This window comes from Bradyrhizobium jicamae, assembly GCF_001440395.1.
Lineage (GTDB): Bacteria > Pseudomonadota > Alphaproteobacteria > Rhizobiales > Xanthobacteraceae > Bradyrhizobium > Bradyrhizobium jicamae.
In genome coordinates this window covers 130221-147331 of record NZ_LLXZ01000102.1, presented here as the reverse complement: position 1 = coordinate 147331, position 17111 = coordinate 130221, and the positions used below count along the sequence as shown (strand labels likewise).

Genomic DNA, 17111 nt, shown 5'->3' with positions numbered 1-17111 from the left:
TAACAAGCGCCCGCCGCGTCATCCTCTGCATGAACCATCTATCGCCACTGGACCCAAGGGAGCATGAGGCGCTGATCCCGCTTTTGATCAAGCTGCGCTGGATCGCCTCGCCGCCGGTTGACCGTCGTCATGGTGAAACCAAACGCGGCAACCTAGATTACCCAATCCAGACGGGTGGGGGGAACCAACAGGAGGTTCTCCCATGAGGATTAATTGGCTTTACACGACAGCGATGGCGTTGGTGATTGGCGCCGGTGCCGCCATTGCGCAATCGCCGGAAGGTTCGCAGAAGCGCGAGGAGAGCCCCCGCGCCCAATCACCGGCGTCTCACTCTAGGGAAATGGACCGTCCGGCCGCCCAGTCGAAGGATATGGATCGCGGCGGCGCGGCCGATCGCATCAAGGAGCGCGCGCAGTCCGAACCGAAGGGCAGCGCCAAGGACATGCAGCGCGGTGAGGCCCCGTCGCCGGCCGAGCGCAGCAAGCAGGCACAGGAGCCGCAGGGCCGCGAGTCCAAGGAGCCGACCCGGCAGAGCCAGGATCAGCCCGGCCGTGGCGAGCGCGCGCCCTCGAGCACGGCGCAGCAGAAGGACCTGCAGCAGGGCCGCGATGCCAAGCCGGCTGTCGACCAGAAGCAACAGGCCGAGGAAAAGCTGCGGGGCCGCGAGGGTCAGCCCAAGCAGGACCGCGCGCAGGACGCCACCAGGCCGGCCGATACCAAGCAGCAGCAGACCCAGCAGCAGATCGATCGCGATCGCAAGGAGCAGCGCGATCAGGCCGCCCAGCCCTCCAACTCCTCGCCGCAGCAGAGCGCGCGGCCGGCCGACAACACACAGAACCAGAAGACCGGCCAGGCGCCGGATCAATCGAACCGCCAGACTTCTTCGACCGCGGTCAACGACGATCAGCGCAGGCAAGTCGTCGATCAGCTGCGGCGCGACCGGACGGTCACCAGCCAGAATCTCAATGTCGAGGTCAATGTCGGCACGCGGTTGCCGCGGGGCGTGCAGGCGCGCCGGTTGCCGCCCGATATCGCGCGGATCATGCCGCAATACCGGGACTATGAGTACACGGTGATCGACAACCGCGTTGCCATTATCGATCCGCGGCGGCGCGAGGTCGTCGATATTTTCGACGACGGACCGGGCTACAGCAGAGCGGCCGCTTACGGCCGCGACCGTGTCGTCATCAGCGATGACACGCGCAGGCGGTTCAGGGAATTGGTGCGGAGCTCTTCGACGACGGTCGGGTCGACCTCGCCTCCGGGCGGCGGAGCCGGAACCTCGGCGTCGAACTGTCTGTCGCTGCAGCCGGTGCCGGAAGAGCTGGCGCGCAACCATCCGGAGCTCGCCAACTACCGCTATCTCGCCATCGGCGACGAGGTGGTTCTAGTTGACCCCCAGCAGCAGAAGGTCGTCCAGGTGATCGACTGAGGCCGGCTGTTCTCCCTCTCCCCGTTCTCCACGGGGAGAGGTCGGGGTGAGGGCTGCACGTGCGGCAGCCTGGTTTGCAAAAACCTTGATGTAATCAACGTCGCGGGCCGGCTTGCTGGTATTGACATAGACAAAAACGGTCATGGCTGATCCCTTCGAGTTTGCGCGGCCCAGTGCGGATCCTTTCGCGTTGGATTGAACTTGCGGACGTGGTTGCGGGTCAACGCCCGCAGGCCGTCGATGCGCGCCAGTTGGCCGGGCCTCCGCTCTCCACCACTAGGATCAGCGCCTCCATGGCGGCTTGCCATTCCGGCAGGATATGTTCCGCCTCGGGCAGCTTGGCGGTGTTTGGATGAAACTGGCGGGATCCGTGAACAGGGATGGCAGGGCATCGGCTAGCGCCGAAGAAGAAATCAAAGAAGCGCGCTTATGAGACCTGGGAGCGCCATGACAGGCCAAAAGGTAAGGAAGACGAGTTCTGGCAGCAAGCAGAGCAAGAACTGCGAAACGAGGATAAATCGTCCCCCAGCCGCACGCCCGGCACGTTCTTGAATTTAACGCAGAGCGGCGCCCTCGGCCCTGGTGCGCTGAGCGTTAGCAGTGCAGCACAGGGACTCAAACTGAGCTTAGGCCAGTCAGTCGCTCGACAAACGGTAGGAACCAATCCTAACCGCCGTTTTTTAAGTCACGTTCGGTTGCGTGGAGTTGGGTCATGCGTGCGTCACCCTCGATTATCCCCGGCATCGACCGGGATGTTTATCTGGTCCTCGACGACTTCGGCCGAATGGGTTGTGCCTGGCGCGACACAAACGTGGAAGACACCGATCTTGAAGCTGTCATCCAGGATTTGTTAGAAGGCCAGTACAGCAACCCGGTTCGCGTCGTTGGTTTTAACCTCTCGGAAGGTTGGGTTCGCGACGTTTCCGAAGAGATAGCGCTTAGGCTGTGCCAGCGCTGCGCCGATGAGGACCGCGAGCTGCCGGATTCGCTGCATCAGCTCGTCGAGAAAACGGCAGCCAGAGCTTAGGCCGGAAAGTCTTTGCGAGTGAAACCGCCGCGGACACGAGCAGCGCCGCAATTCGACGGCCAATTCCCCCAGGGGCGTCGCATGAACAGACCAACCGATGAGCCAGCGTCCCGAACGCAATGAGCGTTTTCTAAGTTGTTGATTCTCATGCTGTGAAGAACGGTTGCGCCAAGTTTTGATCGCGATCGATTCACCCGATTCGCTGAGATTTCGTTGCAGCGTTCTGAGCAGAACGTGAGCCGCAATGGCCCGGCCCGGCCTCAAAAACGTACTTCTGTGATGACCGGGGCGCTCGGGACGATCGTCGACTAGCGGCTGGCGGCAAATTGTCGCAAAGCCGGCCGCATGCGAGTGTAGTTCTTCCGATTTGCCGAACGTGCAATAGTTCACCGACGGTTCAGCTGGCCTGTGAATATAAAACGGCGGCCATGCCGAGCGGTCCCTAGAGGGAGGGATGCTGTTCCGACAGGCTAGGAACCCGGGCACCCTCCCCGGGTTCCGCTTCGGGCTTATTGGAACGTAGCCGAACGATTGGCGTCGTTTTCCAGAGCTATCTGCCATTGCCCGGCGTAGCGGTGCTGGCCACCCGCACCTACACGCGCTTCTATCCTGGCGGGATACTTCAGCTTAATCGCCCGCGCACATGGCTGGCCGGCTGTGGGGCGTGGTCGATAGCACGACGTCATTCCCCTTTAATGCAGCTTGCGCTTCGCCTGCGGCGCCTCGAACTGGGCTACCTCGGCGGTCTGCGGCGCCTTGCCGTTGAAGGTCAGGACATTGCCCTCGGCCGAGATCACGACGCGATCGCCGTCGGCGATTTCGCCGGCGAGGATCATCTCGGCGAGCGGATCCTGCAGATGGCGCTGAATCACCCGCTTCAGGGGCCTCGCGCCATAGGCGGGATCCCAACCCTTGGCAGCCAGCCAGTCGCGCGCCGCGGCGTCGAGCGCCAGCGTGATCTTGCGATCCTCCAACAGCCGCTGCAGCCGCGCGAACTGGATCTCGACGATCCGGCCCATCTCGCTCTTCTGCAGGCGGTGGAACAGGATGATCTCGTCGACGCGGTTGAGGAATTCGGGCCGGAAATGCGCCCGCACCATCCCCATCACCTGCTCGCGCACCTCGGACGTATCCTCGCCTTCCGGCTGGTTGACCAGAAACTCCGAACCGAGGTTCGAGGTCATGATGATCAGCGTGTTGCGGAAGTCGACGGTGCGGCCCTGGCCATCGGTCAGGCGGCCGTCGTCCAGCACCTGCAGCAGCACGTTAAAGACATCAGGGTGCGCCTTCTCGATCTCGTCGAACAGCACCACTTGATAGGGCCTGCGCCGCACCGCCTCGGTGAGCGCCCCGCCCTCGTCATAGCCGACATAGCCCGGAGGCGCGCCGATCAGCCGCGACACCGAGTGCTTCTCCATGTATTCCGACATGTCGAGGCGAACCATCGCGGTCTCGTCGTTGAACAGGTATTCGGCGAGCGCCTTGGTCAGCTCGGTCTTGCCGACGCCGGTGGGTCCCAAGAACATGAAGGAGCCCATCGGACGGTTCGGGTCCTGCAGGCCGGCGCGCGAACGGCGCACCGCGGTCGCCACGGCACGCACGGCTTCGGCCTGGCCGACCACGCGCCTGCCGAGGCTATCCTCCATCTTCAGGAGCTTGTCCTTTTCGCCTTCCAGCATCTTGTCGACGGGAACACCGGTCCAGCGCGACACCACCTGCGCGATGTGGTTGGCGGTCACCGCGTCCTCCATCATCTCGCCGGCGTCTTCCTTGGCTTCGATTTCCGCGAGATTCTTTTCCAGCTCGGGAATCCGGCCATAGGCGAGTTCGCCCGCGCGCTGGAATTCGCCCCGGCGCTGCGCGTTGGCGAGTTCGATGCGCAAGGCGTCGAGTTCGCTCTTCAGCTTCTGCGCATCGGAGAGCTTGTTCTTCTCCGCGCTCCAGCGCGCCGTGAGTGCCGCCGATTTCTCCTCGAGCTCGGCCAGCTCCTTTTCCAGCGCTTGCAGGCGGCTCTTGGAGCCGATGTCGGTTTCCTTCTTCAGAGCCTCCTGCTCGATCTTCAGCCGGATGATTTCCCGGTCGATTGAATCGAGTTCTTCGGGCTTGGAATCGACTTGCATCTTCAGCCGCGCCGCGGCCTCATCGACTAGGTCGATCGCCTTGTCGGGCAGGAAGCGGTCGGTGATGTAGCGGTTCGACAGCGTGGTCGCGGCGACCAGCGCGGAATCCGTGATGCGAACACCGTGGTGCTGTTCGTACTTGTCCTTCAGGCCGCGCAGGATCGAGATCGTATCCTCGACCGTCGGCTCGGAAACAAAGATCGGCTGAAAACGCCGCGCCAGCGCCGCGTCCTTCTCGACATGCTTGCGGTATTCGTCGAGCGTGGTGGCGCCGATGCAATGCAGCTCGCCGCGCGCCAGCGCAGGCTTCAACAGGTTGGACGCATCCATCGCTCCGTCGGCCTTGCCGGCGCCGACCAGGGTGTGCATCTCGTCGATGAACAGGATGATCGATCCCTCTGCCGCGATGACTTCCTGCAGCACGGCCTTCAGCCGTTCCTCGAACTCGCCGCGGTATTTGGCGCCTGCAATCAGCGCGCCCATGTCGAGCGAGAGCAGCTTCTTGTCCTTCAGGCTCTCCGGGACGTCGCCGTTGAGGATGCGCAGCGCCAGGCCCTCGACGATCGCGGTCTTGCCGACGCCGGGTTCACCAATCAGCACGGGATTGTTCTTGGTACGCCGGGAGAGCACCTGGATGGTGCGGCGGATTTCCTCGTCGCGGCCGATCACCGGGTCGAGCTTGCCGTCGCGCGCGGCCTGCGTCAGGTCGCGGGCATATTTCTTCAGCGCGTCATAGGCGTTTTCGGCCGTGGCACTATCCGCACTGCGGCCCTTGCGCAGCGCTTCGATCGCCGAATTGAGATTCTGGGGTGTGACGCCGCCCTTGCTTAGGATGGAGCCAGCATCGCTGTTCTTCTCCAGCGTCAGGCCCAAAAGTAACCGCTCGACCGTGACAAAACTGTCGCCGGCCTTTTCGGCAGCCTTTTCCGCCGCATCGAAGGCGCGCGCCGTGTCGGGAGCAAGATAGATCTGCCCGGCGCCGCTTCCCGAAACTTTCGGCAGCTTGGCGAGCGCGTCCTCGGTCGCTTTCAGGATCGCCCGGGAATTGCCGCCGGCACGGTCGATCAGACCGCTGGCCAGCCCCTCGCTGTCGTCCAGCAGGACCTTGAGGACATGTAGCGATGAGAACTGCTGGTGCCCCTCGCGCATGGCCAGCGATTGCGCGGACTCGATGAATCCGCGCGCCCGCTCGGTATATTTCTCAATATTCATCGGTTGGCTTCCCTCAGCCTGCCGCTCAGCCCCGAAGGCACTCCCCTAATATCATTACTGAGTTTCCGCCCGGCCGCGTTGATATCCGTCAACCAGCCGGTGGTCGTCGCCCATTTTAGGCGCGACCCTACAAGCTGGCGAGACGATCTCCACGTCCACGGTATAGCCGGGCGCGCCCCCGGCCGCGGGCGGTGCCGCTCTCTGACGGCCACCCGCGGGTGCGCGTTCGCGGGCGTGCGGAGGCCTGGTCTTGCATCCAGCTGTGCTCCTCATACTCCTCACCCTCGCGGATGATGCCCGCTTCGTGCAGCACCGAGATATCGCATCCCTGCAAGATCGGGATCGCTGACCGGGGCGCCTGTCACGCGTGTTCAAATCCCAATGCGGTTGCGGCGGCCTTGATGCCGATGAAATTTCAAACGACACCGATGTTGGCAAACCAATTCGGGTACGACAGCGAATTTGCCTCCAGGAGCGGGCACGGAATCTTTGCCCTGGAGCCAGAAAAGAACGTCTCAAGGCTTGCCAGCAGATGGCGGTCGACCCTTTCCGGCAGACCGAACGCTTCGAATCCAATCGTCCACCAATGGCCTCCCACCACCACCAGTTCCGTTAACTCCACGTTGCATCCCTCGTCGGGCCTTGCCTCCTTCAAGACCTCTTTCGGTGCGGCGTCAGCTTTGAGCTCATACTTGAGTAGCCAGCGCTTTTTCTCGACGTCGATCCAGCGCGATCCCTCCCGCATGGTCTGCCGAAGATCCTCCGCCACGGGCAACTCGACGGACCATTTCACCCACGCATCCGCCTTTCCCAGGATGCCCGGGCGAGGCTCGACAGTTCTAGGTGCTGACCGCAGCGCCTTGATCTCGAAATTGAGATGACCTTTCCCAGGCGCTTCGCGCAGCTTTACCCCGACACCTGAGGACCCGAAGAAGACCAGGTAGGAGTCGGTCCTTAGCTTTTCCAGCCGCTCCGGTAGCCGTCCTTCTCCGGCGTCGAACCACTCCGGAACCCATTCCGGCGCGGGACCCACGAAGAACCACCGCATCTCAGCGCTGTGCAGCAACATCGGGCGTCATGTCATCGTCGGGGAACATATCGCCTGGCGCCGTGAAACGATCAGACTTCCAGACACCGGAACCGGCTTCTCACACCGAGCATGTTCTATCATGATTAAGCGCCTCTCTTCGAGTGAGCCAACCGGTCCTCCCGCGACCACGGGCATCCAAATGCACAATGCGTCTTTCGGCGGAGTCTCGACAGTTGACGGAGTCCTAATAGCGACTATCGCGGGCGCCGAAGTCTTGATTCAAAGGAGTAATATCCAGCAAACGGCTCCGATCCCATCGGATGCTAACGACGTCCGAAATAGTCAAAGAAGTGGCGACGCAGAAAGCGAAGCATTCGCTCGCGTCGGCGAGGCCGCCGGACGCGGCAGGCCTCCATAACGCGGGTTATCACCTGTGGTGCCGCGCCAAAGAGGCCGCGTCGAGCGATAATTGCGGCAATGAGTGGATTCCAATCGATCAGTCCCTGTTCAGCCTCCTTGGCCATGTATCCCGCAACGACTACAGGAGGCGGTGCGAATACCTCCGGCATACTGCGGGATAAATCCACGTCGCCGAGTATATTCCACTTCGAGACGCCTCCCATGTGCGGAGAACTGAGCCCGTACACGACCCGGCGGATCCTGCTCTCCCGGATCGCGTAAGAGCAAAACGCGCACGGTTCTGCATTTACATAGATTTCGCAGTCATCCAGGCTAATCGTACCGAGCGACTCTTCCGCCCGCGAAATTGCAACGACCTCGGCGTGGTGCGTCACGTCCCTGTCGTGGGTAACGCGATTGATGGACTCGGCCACGATCACACCGTCGCGGCAGATGACCGCGCCATATGGATACTCTCCGGCCTTCCCTGACGCCTTCGCAATGCCGATGCAGTGCGTCATCATCAACTGGTCCAACTCCTCAGCCATCACTGGACCTCATGAACTGACAACGGTACTCCAGTTTACGATAGCGCGTCATATCGGAGTGCAATTCCCGTCTCGTGAGCTGCCTCGATCGGCCTGTGGATAATCCGAGCCGCCTGTCAAGACAGTTACGCTGGCAAGACGTTTACGCTCGACGTCCTGTTTCTCGATCGTCCAGGCTGACGCACAGCGCATTGACGACCATCAAGCTTCCCGAAAGCTTTTGGCTGTTACGCGGTCGGCGAAGGGGCCGTAGTAGCACAGCTGCATAAAGTGCTTTCGGTCGCGCAACCTACATCGCGATGTCCTGCACGGAGCGGCCGACAAAGATTACTGGCCGCTGAAAACCCTGAAGAAAGCTGACGCCAGTCAAGGTGCTCGCGAGGCGGGAGCCCCTAGATTTCGCAAATGTAAATGATGGATTTTGCGCGCATGCAATCAGGAAGACCCGAGGCCGTTTCGAACGCTGGCAGTCATTGCCGAGCGGCCCAATGGTCGCATAGGTGCCCGCGTTTGGCTGACGAGGCCGCGCCTCATCCCTTTGTTTTTGTTTGATCTGAAACTGGACCCGATCGCGCCTAGAACGGTCTGGACATGGACCCGTCCAAGGACCTCCAAGAGTTGATCTCTCGTCTCGCGGTCGCGCTCGGCATCGGTTTATTGATCGGCCTCGAACGAGGTTGGCGCCGACGTCAAGCGCGCCCTGGAAGTCGTGCGGCGGGAATCCGCACCTTTGCCATTTCGGGTCTGCTCGGCGGCGTAATCGCGGCACTAGCGCTGGCCTTGTCGTCACAAGCGTCAGCAGGTGTCGCCAGCGCCGTCGGCGGTATCGTTCTCGGCCTTGGCTTCGCCGCCTATGCGGCGGTTGTTACTCTCTTCACCCGCGATGAGAACAGGGCGGTTGGAACTTTCTCGGCCACCACTGCGATCGCTGGCATGCTGACTTTTGCTCTTGGCGCTTATGCGGTGCTCGGCGATCTGCGGGTAGCCGCCGGCACAGCAGTCGCGGCCGCGGGCCTACTCGCCTTTCGAGAAGAGCTTCACGGCTGGCTGGAGAATATCACCTGGCCTGAGTTGCAGTCAGGACTGGTCTTGCTCGCCATGACCTTCCTCGGGCTGCCGATCATGCCCGATCATCCGGTCGGCCCGTTCGGCGGGGTCAATCCGCGCGACGTGTGGATCATCGCCATCGTCCTCGCCGGCGTCTCATTCCTCGGCTATGCCGCGGTGAAGAATTTCGGCGCGCGTCGCGGGCTGCTGTTGGCGGCCGCAGCCGGCGCGGTCGCGTCTTCCACCGCAGTGACCATCGCCAACGCACGCCATGCTGCCGCGGGTGAAGGTTCATCCCGTCTGCTTGCGGCTGGCGTCGCGGTCGCGTCCGTTGTCATGTTCCTCCGCGTGGCCGCCATCGTGGCAGCGCTCAAGCCTGGTCTCCTCATGCTTGTCTTGCCGACCCTCGTTGCTGCCTCACTCGTGGCAGCCGGGTTCGCCATCATCTGGGTGTACTGGCCAAAGACTGACACCGGTGGCCATCAGGGTGTAGATTTTCGCAATCCGTTTGATTTTTGGTCAGTGGTGGGATTTGCGTTTTTTCTGGGATTGATCGTCATGCTCAGTCGAGCGGTGGGAGAAACGTTTGGCGCTACGGGCGCGTTGGCCGGTGCGATCTTCGTGGGAATTGCCGACATTGATGCGATCACCGTGTCGATGGCGCGCCTCACACCTGAGATCCTGAGCAGGTCAGATGCGGCGGTGGCCATTCTCGGCGCCGTCGCCAGCAATACTGTCAGCAAGATCGCTATCGGGGCCGTGATCGGCCGCGGCCCGTTTGCCGTTGAGATCGCGGCCATGGCATTGCTTTGCCTTCTCGTCGGAGCAGCGGCGCTGTGGTTGACCTTTGTCTTCGCCGCCTGAACGGCGGTTGATCGCCAAGGCCGATGCCGCTCGCTGGCACCGCCAAATCGAAGGTGCTCAGCCATTGCAGATGACAATGCTATCGAACAAGGAGAAGTCGATGCGTATTGAGCCCGTCTTTATATTTGATCTTGATGGAACGCTGGTGGACAGCGTGTACCAACACGTCCTTGCCTGGAAGCACGCGCTTGACGCTGAAGGTATTGAGCTTTCGGTCTGGCGCATCCATCGCAAGATCGGCATGAGCGGCGGCTTGTTCACCGACCAGCTTCTGCGCGAGACGGGGTTCGAGATTAGCGATGAGCGCGCGGAACGGCTGCGCGAGGGCCACGCCGCCGCGTACCGTCAGCAGGCAAGATACATTCGGCCTCTGCCCGGAGCTCGAGAATTGCTGTCGTGGTTGTCGGAGGCCGGTATTCCGTGGACGATTGCGACCAGCGGCCGCATGGAAACCGCAGCCGTCAATCTGGCCGCGCTCAGCGTCGATCCTGATAGGATCCCGGTGGTGACGCGCGATCAGGTCAAATATGCCAAACCCGATCCGGACCTGTTTCTCGCGGCTGCCGCCCGACTGGGAGCACCTATCGAAACAGCAGTGGTTGTCGGCGATAGCGTCTGGGACATGCTGGCGGCAATACGATGCCGGGCCTTGGGTGTCGGTCTTTTGAGCGGTGGCTATGGGCAAGACGAGTTGAGGCAATCCGGTGCAATCCGCGTTTACGATGATCCGGCCGATCTGTTGAGGCATGTCGACGAAGTTGGAGGCCGGCGATGATGCCTGCACGTGCAGTGACGCGCGCCACACGTGAAGATCGCACGCAAACTTCCTGGCATAACCGCGGAACCAACATTTTGCAGGCGCAATCAGGCGCGCTGAGATGAACTCTCGTTCGCACAACGGCTTTGTGAGACGATTTCTGGCTCCCTTAGTCCTTATCGTCGGTGCACGAGTCGCGTGTGATCCTCTCAGATGTCTAACGACGTCACCTCCTCCGGCCTGCTCACAAGAGGCACCTTTGATGAGGGGGTCCCTCGAGATTTTGGCGTGTTACGACCTGCGGCGACATGATCCTGAGCCGGGGGATCGACCTCGAAAATATGCAGCGGATTGATACCGTTGGGCTTGCGGTTTGTCAGTGCAGCAGCAGGAGAGCCGCTTCATCCTACCTTTGCCCCGAAGCTCCACCGTTGCGAGGCCATCCATGTCTTGGTCCCTGAAGCTCGGTTCCATCGCCGGAACAGCCGTCAGAATCCACATCACGTTCATCCTCTTCCTCGCCTGGATTTTCGGCGCGAGCTACGTCTCGGGCGGGCCCAATGTGGCCTGGGGCAGCCTTCTCTTCATGGTGCTTCTGTTCCTCTGCGTGCTGGCGCATGAGTTCGGCCACATCCTGACGGCGCGCGCCTTCGGCGTTCTGACACCCGATGTCATTCTGCTTCCAATCGGCGGCGTCGCGCGGCTGGAGCGCATTCCGGAAAAGCCGCTTGAGGAGTTCCTCATCGCGATCGCGGGCCCACTGGTCAATGTCGTGATCGCGTTCAGTCTCGTCCTCGTCACGAGCGCGACACTGGACGGCGGCTCACTCGCGGCGGTCGAGAGCGCCAGGGTGTCGATGGTCGACCGACTCGCATCGGTGAATCTGTTCCTCGCACTCTTCAATCTGGTCCCCGCCTTCCCGATGGATGGCGGACGCATCCTGCGCGCGCTCCTCTCAGCGCGGCTCGGCTTCGTGCGCGCCACGGAGATCGCTGCGATGATCGGTCAATGGGTCGCATTCGCGCTCGGCTTCGTCGGACTGTTCGGGAGCCCGATGCTGATCTTCATCGCGATCTTCGTTTATCTGGCGGCCTCCTCAGAGGCCCATATGGTCGCCCTCCGCTCCTTGTCGCAAGGCGTGCCGGTCGACGCCGCGATGATGACGCAATTCGCAATGCTCACGCCGGAATCGCGCCTCGACGAGGCGATCGAGCTCCTGCTGCGCACGAGCCAGAGCGAATTCCCGATCGTCGATCATGCGCAGCGGCCAGTCGGTATCCTGTCCCGCGCCGACCTGATCCGCGCTCTGAAAGAACTCGGCCCCGAGGCCCGGATGAAGGACACGACATTGTCGCCCTTCCCGATCTGCAACCGTCGCTGCACGCTGGAAGACGCGCTCAAACTCCTGCAGGAAAAAGGTGCGCCCGCCGTCGGCGTCCTCGATGGTGCGGACCGGCTGGTTGGACTTGTGAGTTCCGAAACGCTAGGCGAAATGCTGATGATCGCGGGCGCCATGCCGCCTGGATACCGACTGGGCAGCGGCCACCGCCGCGCGGCAGCCTGAACGGACCCGGCTATCCGCCGACGTCGTCGGCTTCGATAACCCTTTGCGGCCATTGATTTTGATCTTTGCGAGGCTGCATTTGGGGCTCGCGACCTTGAATATCCCTGATTATCTCGTTTGAGCCATGGGCATTCGCAATGCCCGGTGTGAGAATGACAGATCGCAATACTAGGTGCCTCCAAGCAGTATTTCTTGCGGTGAGTTTCTCCATTGCATCTCTTGAGCACCGTAATTGGTGTCGCCTACTCCCAGAGCCAAGTCAGGGCCTCCGATCCGAATTTGCCAATTTGCAGCACCACGGCCGCCCACAGGAATGCCGACGCGAAATTGGCGACCTGAAAAGGCCAATAGGGCATCGCGAAGATGCCGGCGACAAGTGGAACGACTGCGCGCAACGGGCCAAAGAAGCGACCGATGAAGACGCCGGATACGCCCCATTTCTTCACGAAGGCCTCCCCCTTCGAAATGAGATGCGGATGCCGGGAGAAAGGCCATCTGTGGTAGATGGCCTTCCCCAGTTTCAGGCCAATCCAGTAGGACACCCAATCGCCGAGCCCCGCGCCCATCGATGCGGCGACCCAGATTGGCCAGAACTTGATCTCGCTCACGCCGACCAGCCCGCCAATCGCGATCAGCGCAGCCCAAGCCGGAACGAACATCGAGATGAATGCAAAAGACTCGCCAAAAGCGAGCGCGAAAACAATCGGCGGCGCCCAGGCCTCGTTTTGACGCACGAAGTCAATGATTTGCTGTGCGTAGGATTCCATAGACATTTGCATCAACCAAGCATCTACAGAAATATAAGAAGGTGCTAATGGGATAGCAGCTATTTAGATAACAAATCGCTCCGCATGCGGTCCGCCCTCACTTTGTGCGACTTGGCTCGTTGACGAGTGGTCGGTACTCGGTCTTGGCATCAGGGGCCTGCTAGAAGTCCGCCTCTAGACGTTTCGCGTCCAGGCTTTGCGCAGCGGCTCCGAAACGGTAGCTCAACTGATTCCTCGCCGCGTCTTCGCGGTTCGCGTTCAACCAACAAGGTGACTGTAGTACCAGCGACGCGCTAGCGCTGCCACTTCGTCCAGCGCACCGGGCTCTTCGAACAGACGTGTTGCGCCTGGCACGACGGCGAACTCCTTTTCGCATTTCAGCTGCTTGAACGCTTCCCGGTTCAGCTTAACCGCCTCAAGGTCGTTTCCGCCTACTATGAGCAGCGTCGGTACGCTAACGCGCACCAAGGCAGAACCGGCGAAATCGGGACGGCCTCCTCGCGATGTGATCGCACCGACTTGATCGGAACGTACCGCCGCCGCTTCCAATGCTGCCGCTGTGCCGGTGTCAGTTCCGAAATAGCCGAGCCGTAGGCCCTTCGTATCCGGGTATTGCGTGAACCAGTCGGCCACTTCAATCAGCCGTTCGGCGAGCAGCGCAATATTGAGCCGCAACTGTCTCGTGCGTAGGTCTATCTCTTGCTCCTCAACCGTCAGCAAATCAACAAGGAGGGTCGCTAGATTGGACTCGTTGAGCAGACGCTCCACGTAGCGATCCACGTAGCGACTGCGAGGATTGTGAAGGCTACTACTGCTACCTTGCACGAAGATAATAAGGCCGCTGGATTCCAGCGGCACCGTCAGCTTGCCGTAGAGCGATTGCGAGCCGGTTGGAATGGCTACCAACTGTTCTTCAATCGTTAGAGCGGCAGGATTGCGCATCGTCGCTTTCCTTCCTGGAGTGCGCTGCGGCGACCGCTATCTCTCCCGCCTACCCGCTGCGAACGAAAACGCCGCTTGCCTTGCGGATTGGCACTGACCGCGAGCAACACACCTTGGTTCGCAGCAAGCTTTTGAAAGAACTTTGCCCAACGAAGTCTCGCCTGACTATGACGTCTGTCAATGGAGGATGATCGCCTCCCTTCTCGGCAAAGTATAATCACGAAACTATTTTTGAGCGGGCACCGGTTGCAGGATCAGCCAGAACAGCTTCGCGTGGAAGTAGGAGAACGCGAATTGATTGCGAAGCTCGTAATCAGCCCTCTTGCAGCGAGAATTTCAAAAGCATCGCGCGGACAGAATCCGACAATTGCCTTCCCAGCGCTGATCGGAAACTCGACGGCCGGATCGGCCTCCTCCCTTGGTAATCGTCAGTTTCGCATACACGGGCACGAAAATTGATCCTTATCACGGCGCCCTCTTCGAAGTTGCAGTATTTTGGTATCTGGTGCGGAGTTCTCCCTATGGTTGCCGCCATTCACGTCGTTCCGGACGACAATTTCGACGACTGGGTCGTTCGCGACGACAAGGGGTGCGAGCTCGGTCACTATCCGACCAGGGAAAACGCCGAACTTGCCGCGCAACCAGTTGCGCGGGAATTGGGGACCATGCTCGTCGTTCATCTCCCTGATGGAAGAACGAGTTGCACGAATTTTGCGAGGGGGTGGCTCGCCAGATTGTTCGGTTGGTGAACCGCTGGCTCGGCCATCGTCGGTCAGGCCTTGATGGTCGGCCTAAGACAAAATGGCTGCGCCTCTGTTGGGAGAGGCCTTGAACCAGCATCAATTACAATACGACACGACGGTCAATTTGCGCCGCCTTGAGCCACGAAATATTGACAACGATCATGGTGCACGGCACGGCGGCGCTCAATGTTCCCGGCGCGAGTTCCGATGAAGATGACATCTCTATGCTCGGCCCGCTGAGGAGGACACCATGTCGATAGGCGATATTATCTGGATGTTCTTCATATTCTCAGCGCTCCAGCCGATGCTGCGGCAGCAGTTTCTCGACGCCTTGCGGGCGCGCAAGATTTCGCAAATCGAGCGCGAGCGACAGTCCCGGGTGATCCTGCTGGTGCACCGGCAGGAAACGATGCGGTTTCTCGGCTTTCCGCTTGCGCGCTACATCGACATCAACGATTCCGAGGACGTGATGCGCGCCATCCAGATGACGGACGCCGATGTGCCGATTGACCTCGTGCTTCATACTCCGGGCGGACTCGTCCTGGCCGCACTGCAGATCGCCAAAGCGGTACGGGAGCATACGGCGAAGGTCACCGTCTTTGTGCCGCACCACGCCATGTCGGGCGGTACGCTGATCGCACTCGCCGCCGACGAAATCGTCATGAGCAAGCATTCCGTGCTGGGCCCGATCGATCCGCAACTGGGGGACTCACCAGCCGCCTCGCTGATCAAGGTCTTGGCAGACAAGCCGATTGCAAAGGTCGACGACCGGACGCTGATCATGGCCGACGTCGGCCGCAAGGCAATCTCACAGGTCAAACAGGCCGCAAGCGAGCTGCTGACCCGTCGACTAACCGCGGAGAAAGCCGGTGCCGTCGCAGACACCCTAACCTCCGGCACATGGACCCACGACTATCCGATATGGGCCTCGGCCGCGACGTCGCTCGGCTTGCCCGTGAGCACCGACATGCCGCGCAACGTCCTCGAGCTGCTCAAGCTCTATCCGCAACCCGTCCGAATGCAAAGCGGCGGCGGCGTGGAGTACCTGCCGGTAGAGCGGCGCGGATCGGGAGGACCGAAGGTGGATGCGTTCGGATGGCCGCGGGTTCCGTAACGCATCCAAGTCGGACGATCAACTCATCTATCAATTATCAAACCACGAAAGCTCAATCTTGACGGCAGTCAACGTGCCCGGCTTTGTCACATGTATAAATGCCTGATCACCAGGCGGCTCGAGTGTCGTGGTATCCCCGACCGCCTCGGCTGATCCGAATCCCTCAGTCTATTTAGGAGACGATCATGCACCAACTAATTCGCGGAGGCGCGATCGCCGTTGCGCTTCTTGGTAGCGTAAGCTTCGCCGCCGCCCAGCGTACATCTGGCGACGTTCACCCCAATTTGACGGCAAATCAGCAACAGGCCGTCAGCCAGGGGCTCGCATCTTCGCCTTCACAACCCGCCCCGTCCGGCGAGCAGCCGCAGGTTGGCAATAAACTTCCCGATTCCATGTCAGCGCAGTCGGTGCCAGGCAACGTTACCGACCAGGTTCCCGAGACGAAGAACCTTCTCTTCGTCAAACTGCCGGACCGGATCGTGCTGATCGATCCTGACAACAAGCTCGTCACGCAGATCGTCATGGATAGCGCCACGACGGGTTCGAGCACCACGGGATCGAATACCGGCGGATCGACGACCAATACCTCGGACCGGCCTTCTCGGTAACGATCCGCCGCTAGATTGATCCCGTCGGATGATGCCGGCGACGCGCCGTGCATGGCATGGCGCGTCTGCGGAGGCAACGGAGATGATTTGATTGTCAATCCCCGCTTCTCGTTGCCATCGCCAGCGGCGGTCGTCTTGACGATCGTCGCTCGCTCCGTGGATGAATCGTGCTGCGTGAGGAAAAGGAAGCGAGACCTTCGGAGGATCAATGATTCATCTTCGGCAAGGACAGTAACATCTATGACATCCTCGCCATCAGCGATTTCGCCGGACTTGTCGGCCGGCCTATCGCTATTCCCATTGCCTTAAGCTCGACGATTCCCTCGTCGGCCGTAGTGCGCTCCAAAAACTGCCGGTTTTCGTCAGTAGTCGATAGCGCCGCGTACTCCCTATCGTCAGGCCAACTCCTCCTCCGCCGGATCGCGACGATCTATCAGCCAATAGATAACGCCGAGCGCGACGATCGCCGCCGCCAGTGACAAGATGTGCAGCGCGTCCGTCTCTGTGAGATCGAGGATGATGACCTTCCGGCAGATAGCCAATAACGCGATCATCACGACCGAGCGTATCTGGACAACAGTATCACGGTGCTCAGCAACCACCAGAAGCGTTTTCTTGAACTCGAGTGCAATGATCACCGTCAGGATCATGCCAAATGCAGCCTGAAACGCCGAGTAGTCAGATGGATCAAATCCTCCAGCGAGAACCAGGCCAAATAGAATCTTCAAGGTCAGCGTCCACAGTGCGGCGACGACAATGACGGCGATCAACGCCGTAAGGAACATGACGACGACGTACTCGAAGCGCTGATACAGCGACAGCAGCCCCAATCGTTCTCTCGCCTCTCTCAACTCCTGCTTGATCGACATCAGGGCCTCCGACACACCGCGTCTTACGCTTCTGGCGTCTCACGCTTCTGCAAGCCTTCCTGGCGGAG

The 17111-nt window shown here is 60.8% G+C and carries 16 protein-coding genes; 9 read left to right on the top strand and 7 right to left on the bottom strand.

Annotated features, from left to right (window positions below; all coding sequences use genetic code 11):
- Positions 1-202: 202 nt before the first annotated feature.
- Complete coding sequence (locus tag CQ12_RS16595; RefSeq protein WP_063799754.1) at positions 203-1432, top strand: DUF1236 domain-containing protein; 1230 nt, start codon at positions 203-205, stop codon at positions 1430-1432.
- Here the strand turns inward: CQ12_RS16595 and CQ12_RS43820 are convergent.
- Positions 1388-1576 carry a hypothetical protein gene (locus CQ12_RS43820; protein WP_157088260.1) on the bottom strand — a complete coding sequence of 63 codons (189 nt, stop codon included), beginning with the start codon at positions 1574-1576 and terminating at the stop codon, positions 1388-1390. The genes CQ12_RS16595 and CQ12_RS43820 overlap by 45 nt on opposite strands.
- A 236-nt stretch (positions 1577-1812) precedes the next feature.
- On the opposite strand from CQ12_RS43820, the gene CQ12_RS47250 reads away from it, so the two are divergent.
- Both CQ12_RS47250 and CQ12_RS16590 read left to right on the top strand, forming a co-directional pair.
- Positions 1813-2286 (top strand): DUF2934 domain-containing protein, encoded by a 474-nt coding sequence (locus CQ12_RS47250; RefSeq protein ID WP_283807376.1) that lies wholly within the window; start codon positions 1813-1815, stop codon positions 2284-2286.
- Positions 2175-2459, top strand: a complete 285-nt coding sequence (locus CQ12_RS16590) for a hypothetical protein (RefSeq protein WP_283807381.1) — start codon at positions 2175-2177, stop codon at positions 2457-2459. Before CQ12_RS47250 ends, CQ12_RS16590 begins: the two co-directional genes overlap by 112 nt.
- Positions 2460-3151: 692 nt before the next feature.
- Here the strand turns inward: CQ12_RS16590 and clpB are convergent.
- From clpB to CQ12_RS16575, 3 genes are all read right to left on the bottom strand, one after another.
- Positions 3152-5791, bottom strand: a complete 2640-nt coding sequence (clpB, locus tag CQ12_RS16585) for an ATP-dependent chaperone ClpB (RefSeq protein WP_057836356.1) — start codon at positions 5789-5791, stop codon at positions 3152-3154.
- A gap of 415 nt (positions 5792-6206) precedes the next feature.
- Positions 6207-6860, bottom strand: coding sequence for a hypothetical protein (locus CQ12_RS16580; RefSeq protein WP_057836355.1), 654 nt, complete (start codon positions 6858-6860; stop codon positions 6207-6209).
- 284 nt (positions 6861-7144) lie between these two features.
- Positions 7145-7768, bottom strand: a complete 624-nt coding sequence (locus CQ12_RS16575; RefSeq protein ID WP_057836354.1) for a nucleoside deaminase — start codon at positions 7766-7768, stop codon at positions 7145-7147.
- Between the two features lie 591 nt (positions 7769-8359).
- Here CQ12_RS16575 and CQ12_RS16570 point away from each other — a divergent pair.
- The 3 genes from CQ12_RS16570 (at position 8360) to CQ12_RS16560 (ending at position 12000) form a co-directional block, all read left to right on the top strand.
- Positions 8360-9679 (top strand): MgtC/SapB family protein, encoded by a 1320-nt coding sequence (locus CQ12_RS16570; protein ID WP_057836353.1) that lies wholly within the window; start codon positions 8360-8362, stop codon positions 9677-9679.
- Between the two features lie 100 nt (positions 9680-9779).
- Positions 9780-10454, top strand: a complete 675-nt coding sequence (locus tag CQ12_RS16565; protein WP_057836443.1) for an HAD family hydrolase — start codon at positions 9780-9782, stop codon at positions 10452-10454.
- Between the two features lie 427 nt (positions 10455-10881).
- Positions 10882-12000 (top strand): site-2 protease family protein, encoded by a 1119-nt coding sequence (locus CQ12_RS16560; RefSeq protein ID WP_057836352.1) that lies wholly within the window; start codon positions 10882-10884, stop codon positions 11998-12000.
- Between the two features lie 242 nt (positions 12001-12242).
- Here CQ12_RS16560 and CQ12_RS16555 read toward each other — a convergent pair whose 3' ends face one another.
- Complete coding sequence (locus CQ12_RS16555; protein WP_057836351.1) at positions 12243-12767, bottom strand: DedA family protein; 525 nt, start codon at positions 12765-12767, stop codon at positions 12243-12245.
- Between the two features lie 258 nt (positions 12768-13025).
- Complete coding sequence (locus CQ12_RS16550) at positions 13026-13709, bottom strand: dienelactone hydrolase family protein (RefSeq protein ID WP_057836350.1); 684 nt, start codon at positions 13707-13709, stop codon at positions 13026-13028.
- A 521-nt stretch (positions 13710-14230) separates the two neighbouring features.
- On the opposite strand from CQ12_RS16550, the gene CQ12_RS16545 reads away from it, so the two are divergent.
- From CQ12_RS16545 to CQ12_RS43815, 3 genes are all read left to right on the top strand, one after another.
- Positions 14231-14458 carry a DUF2188 domain-containing protein gene (locus CQ12_RS16545; RefSeq protein WP_157088259.1) on the top strand — a complete coding sequence of 76 codons (228 nt, stop codon included), beginning with the start codon at positions 14231-14233 and terminating at the stop codon, positions 14456-14458.
- Positions 14459-14702: 244 nt separating this feature from the next.
- Complete coding sequence (locus CQ12_RS16540; protein ID WP_057836348.1) at positions 14703-15566, top strand: SDH family Clp fold serine proteinase; 864 nt, start codon at positions 14703-14705, stop codon at positions 15564-15566.
- A gap of 185 nt (positions 15567-15751) precedes the next feature.
- On the top strand, positions 15752-16174 hold the full coding sequence (locus CQ12_RS43815; protein ID WP_157088258.1) for a hypothetical protein: 423 nt from the start codon (positions 15752-15754) through the stop codon (positions 16172-16174).
- Positions 16175-16569: 395 nt separating this feature from the next.
- Here the strand turns inward: CQ12_RS43815 and CQ12_RS16530 are convergent, their stop codons facing one another.
- Positions 16570-17043, bottom strand: coding sequence for a phosphate-starvation-inducible PsiE family protein (locus tag CQ12_RS16530; RefSeq protein WP_057836442.1), 474 nt, complete (start codon positions 17041-17043; stop codon positions 16570-16572).
- Positions 17044-17111: the final 68 nt, after the last annotated feature.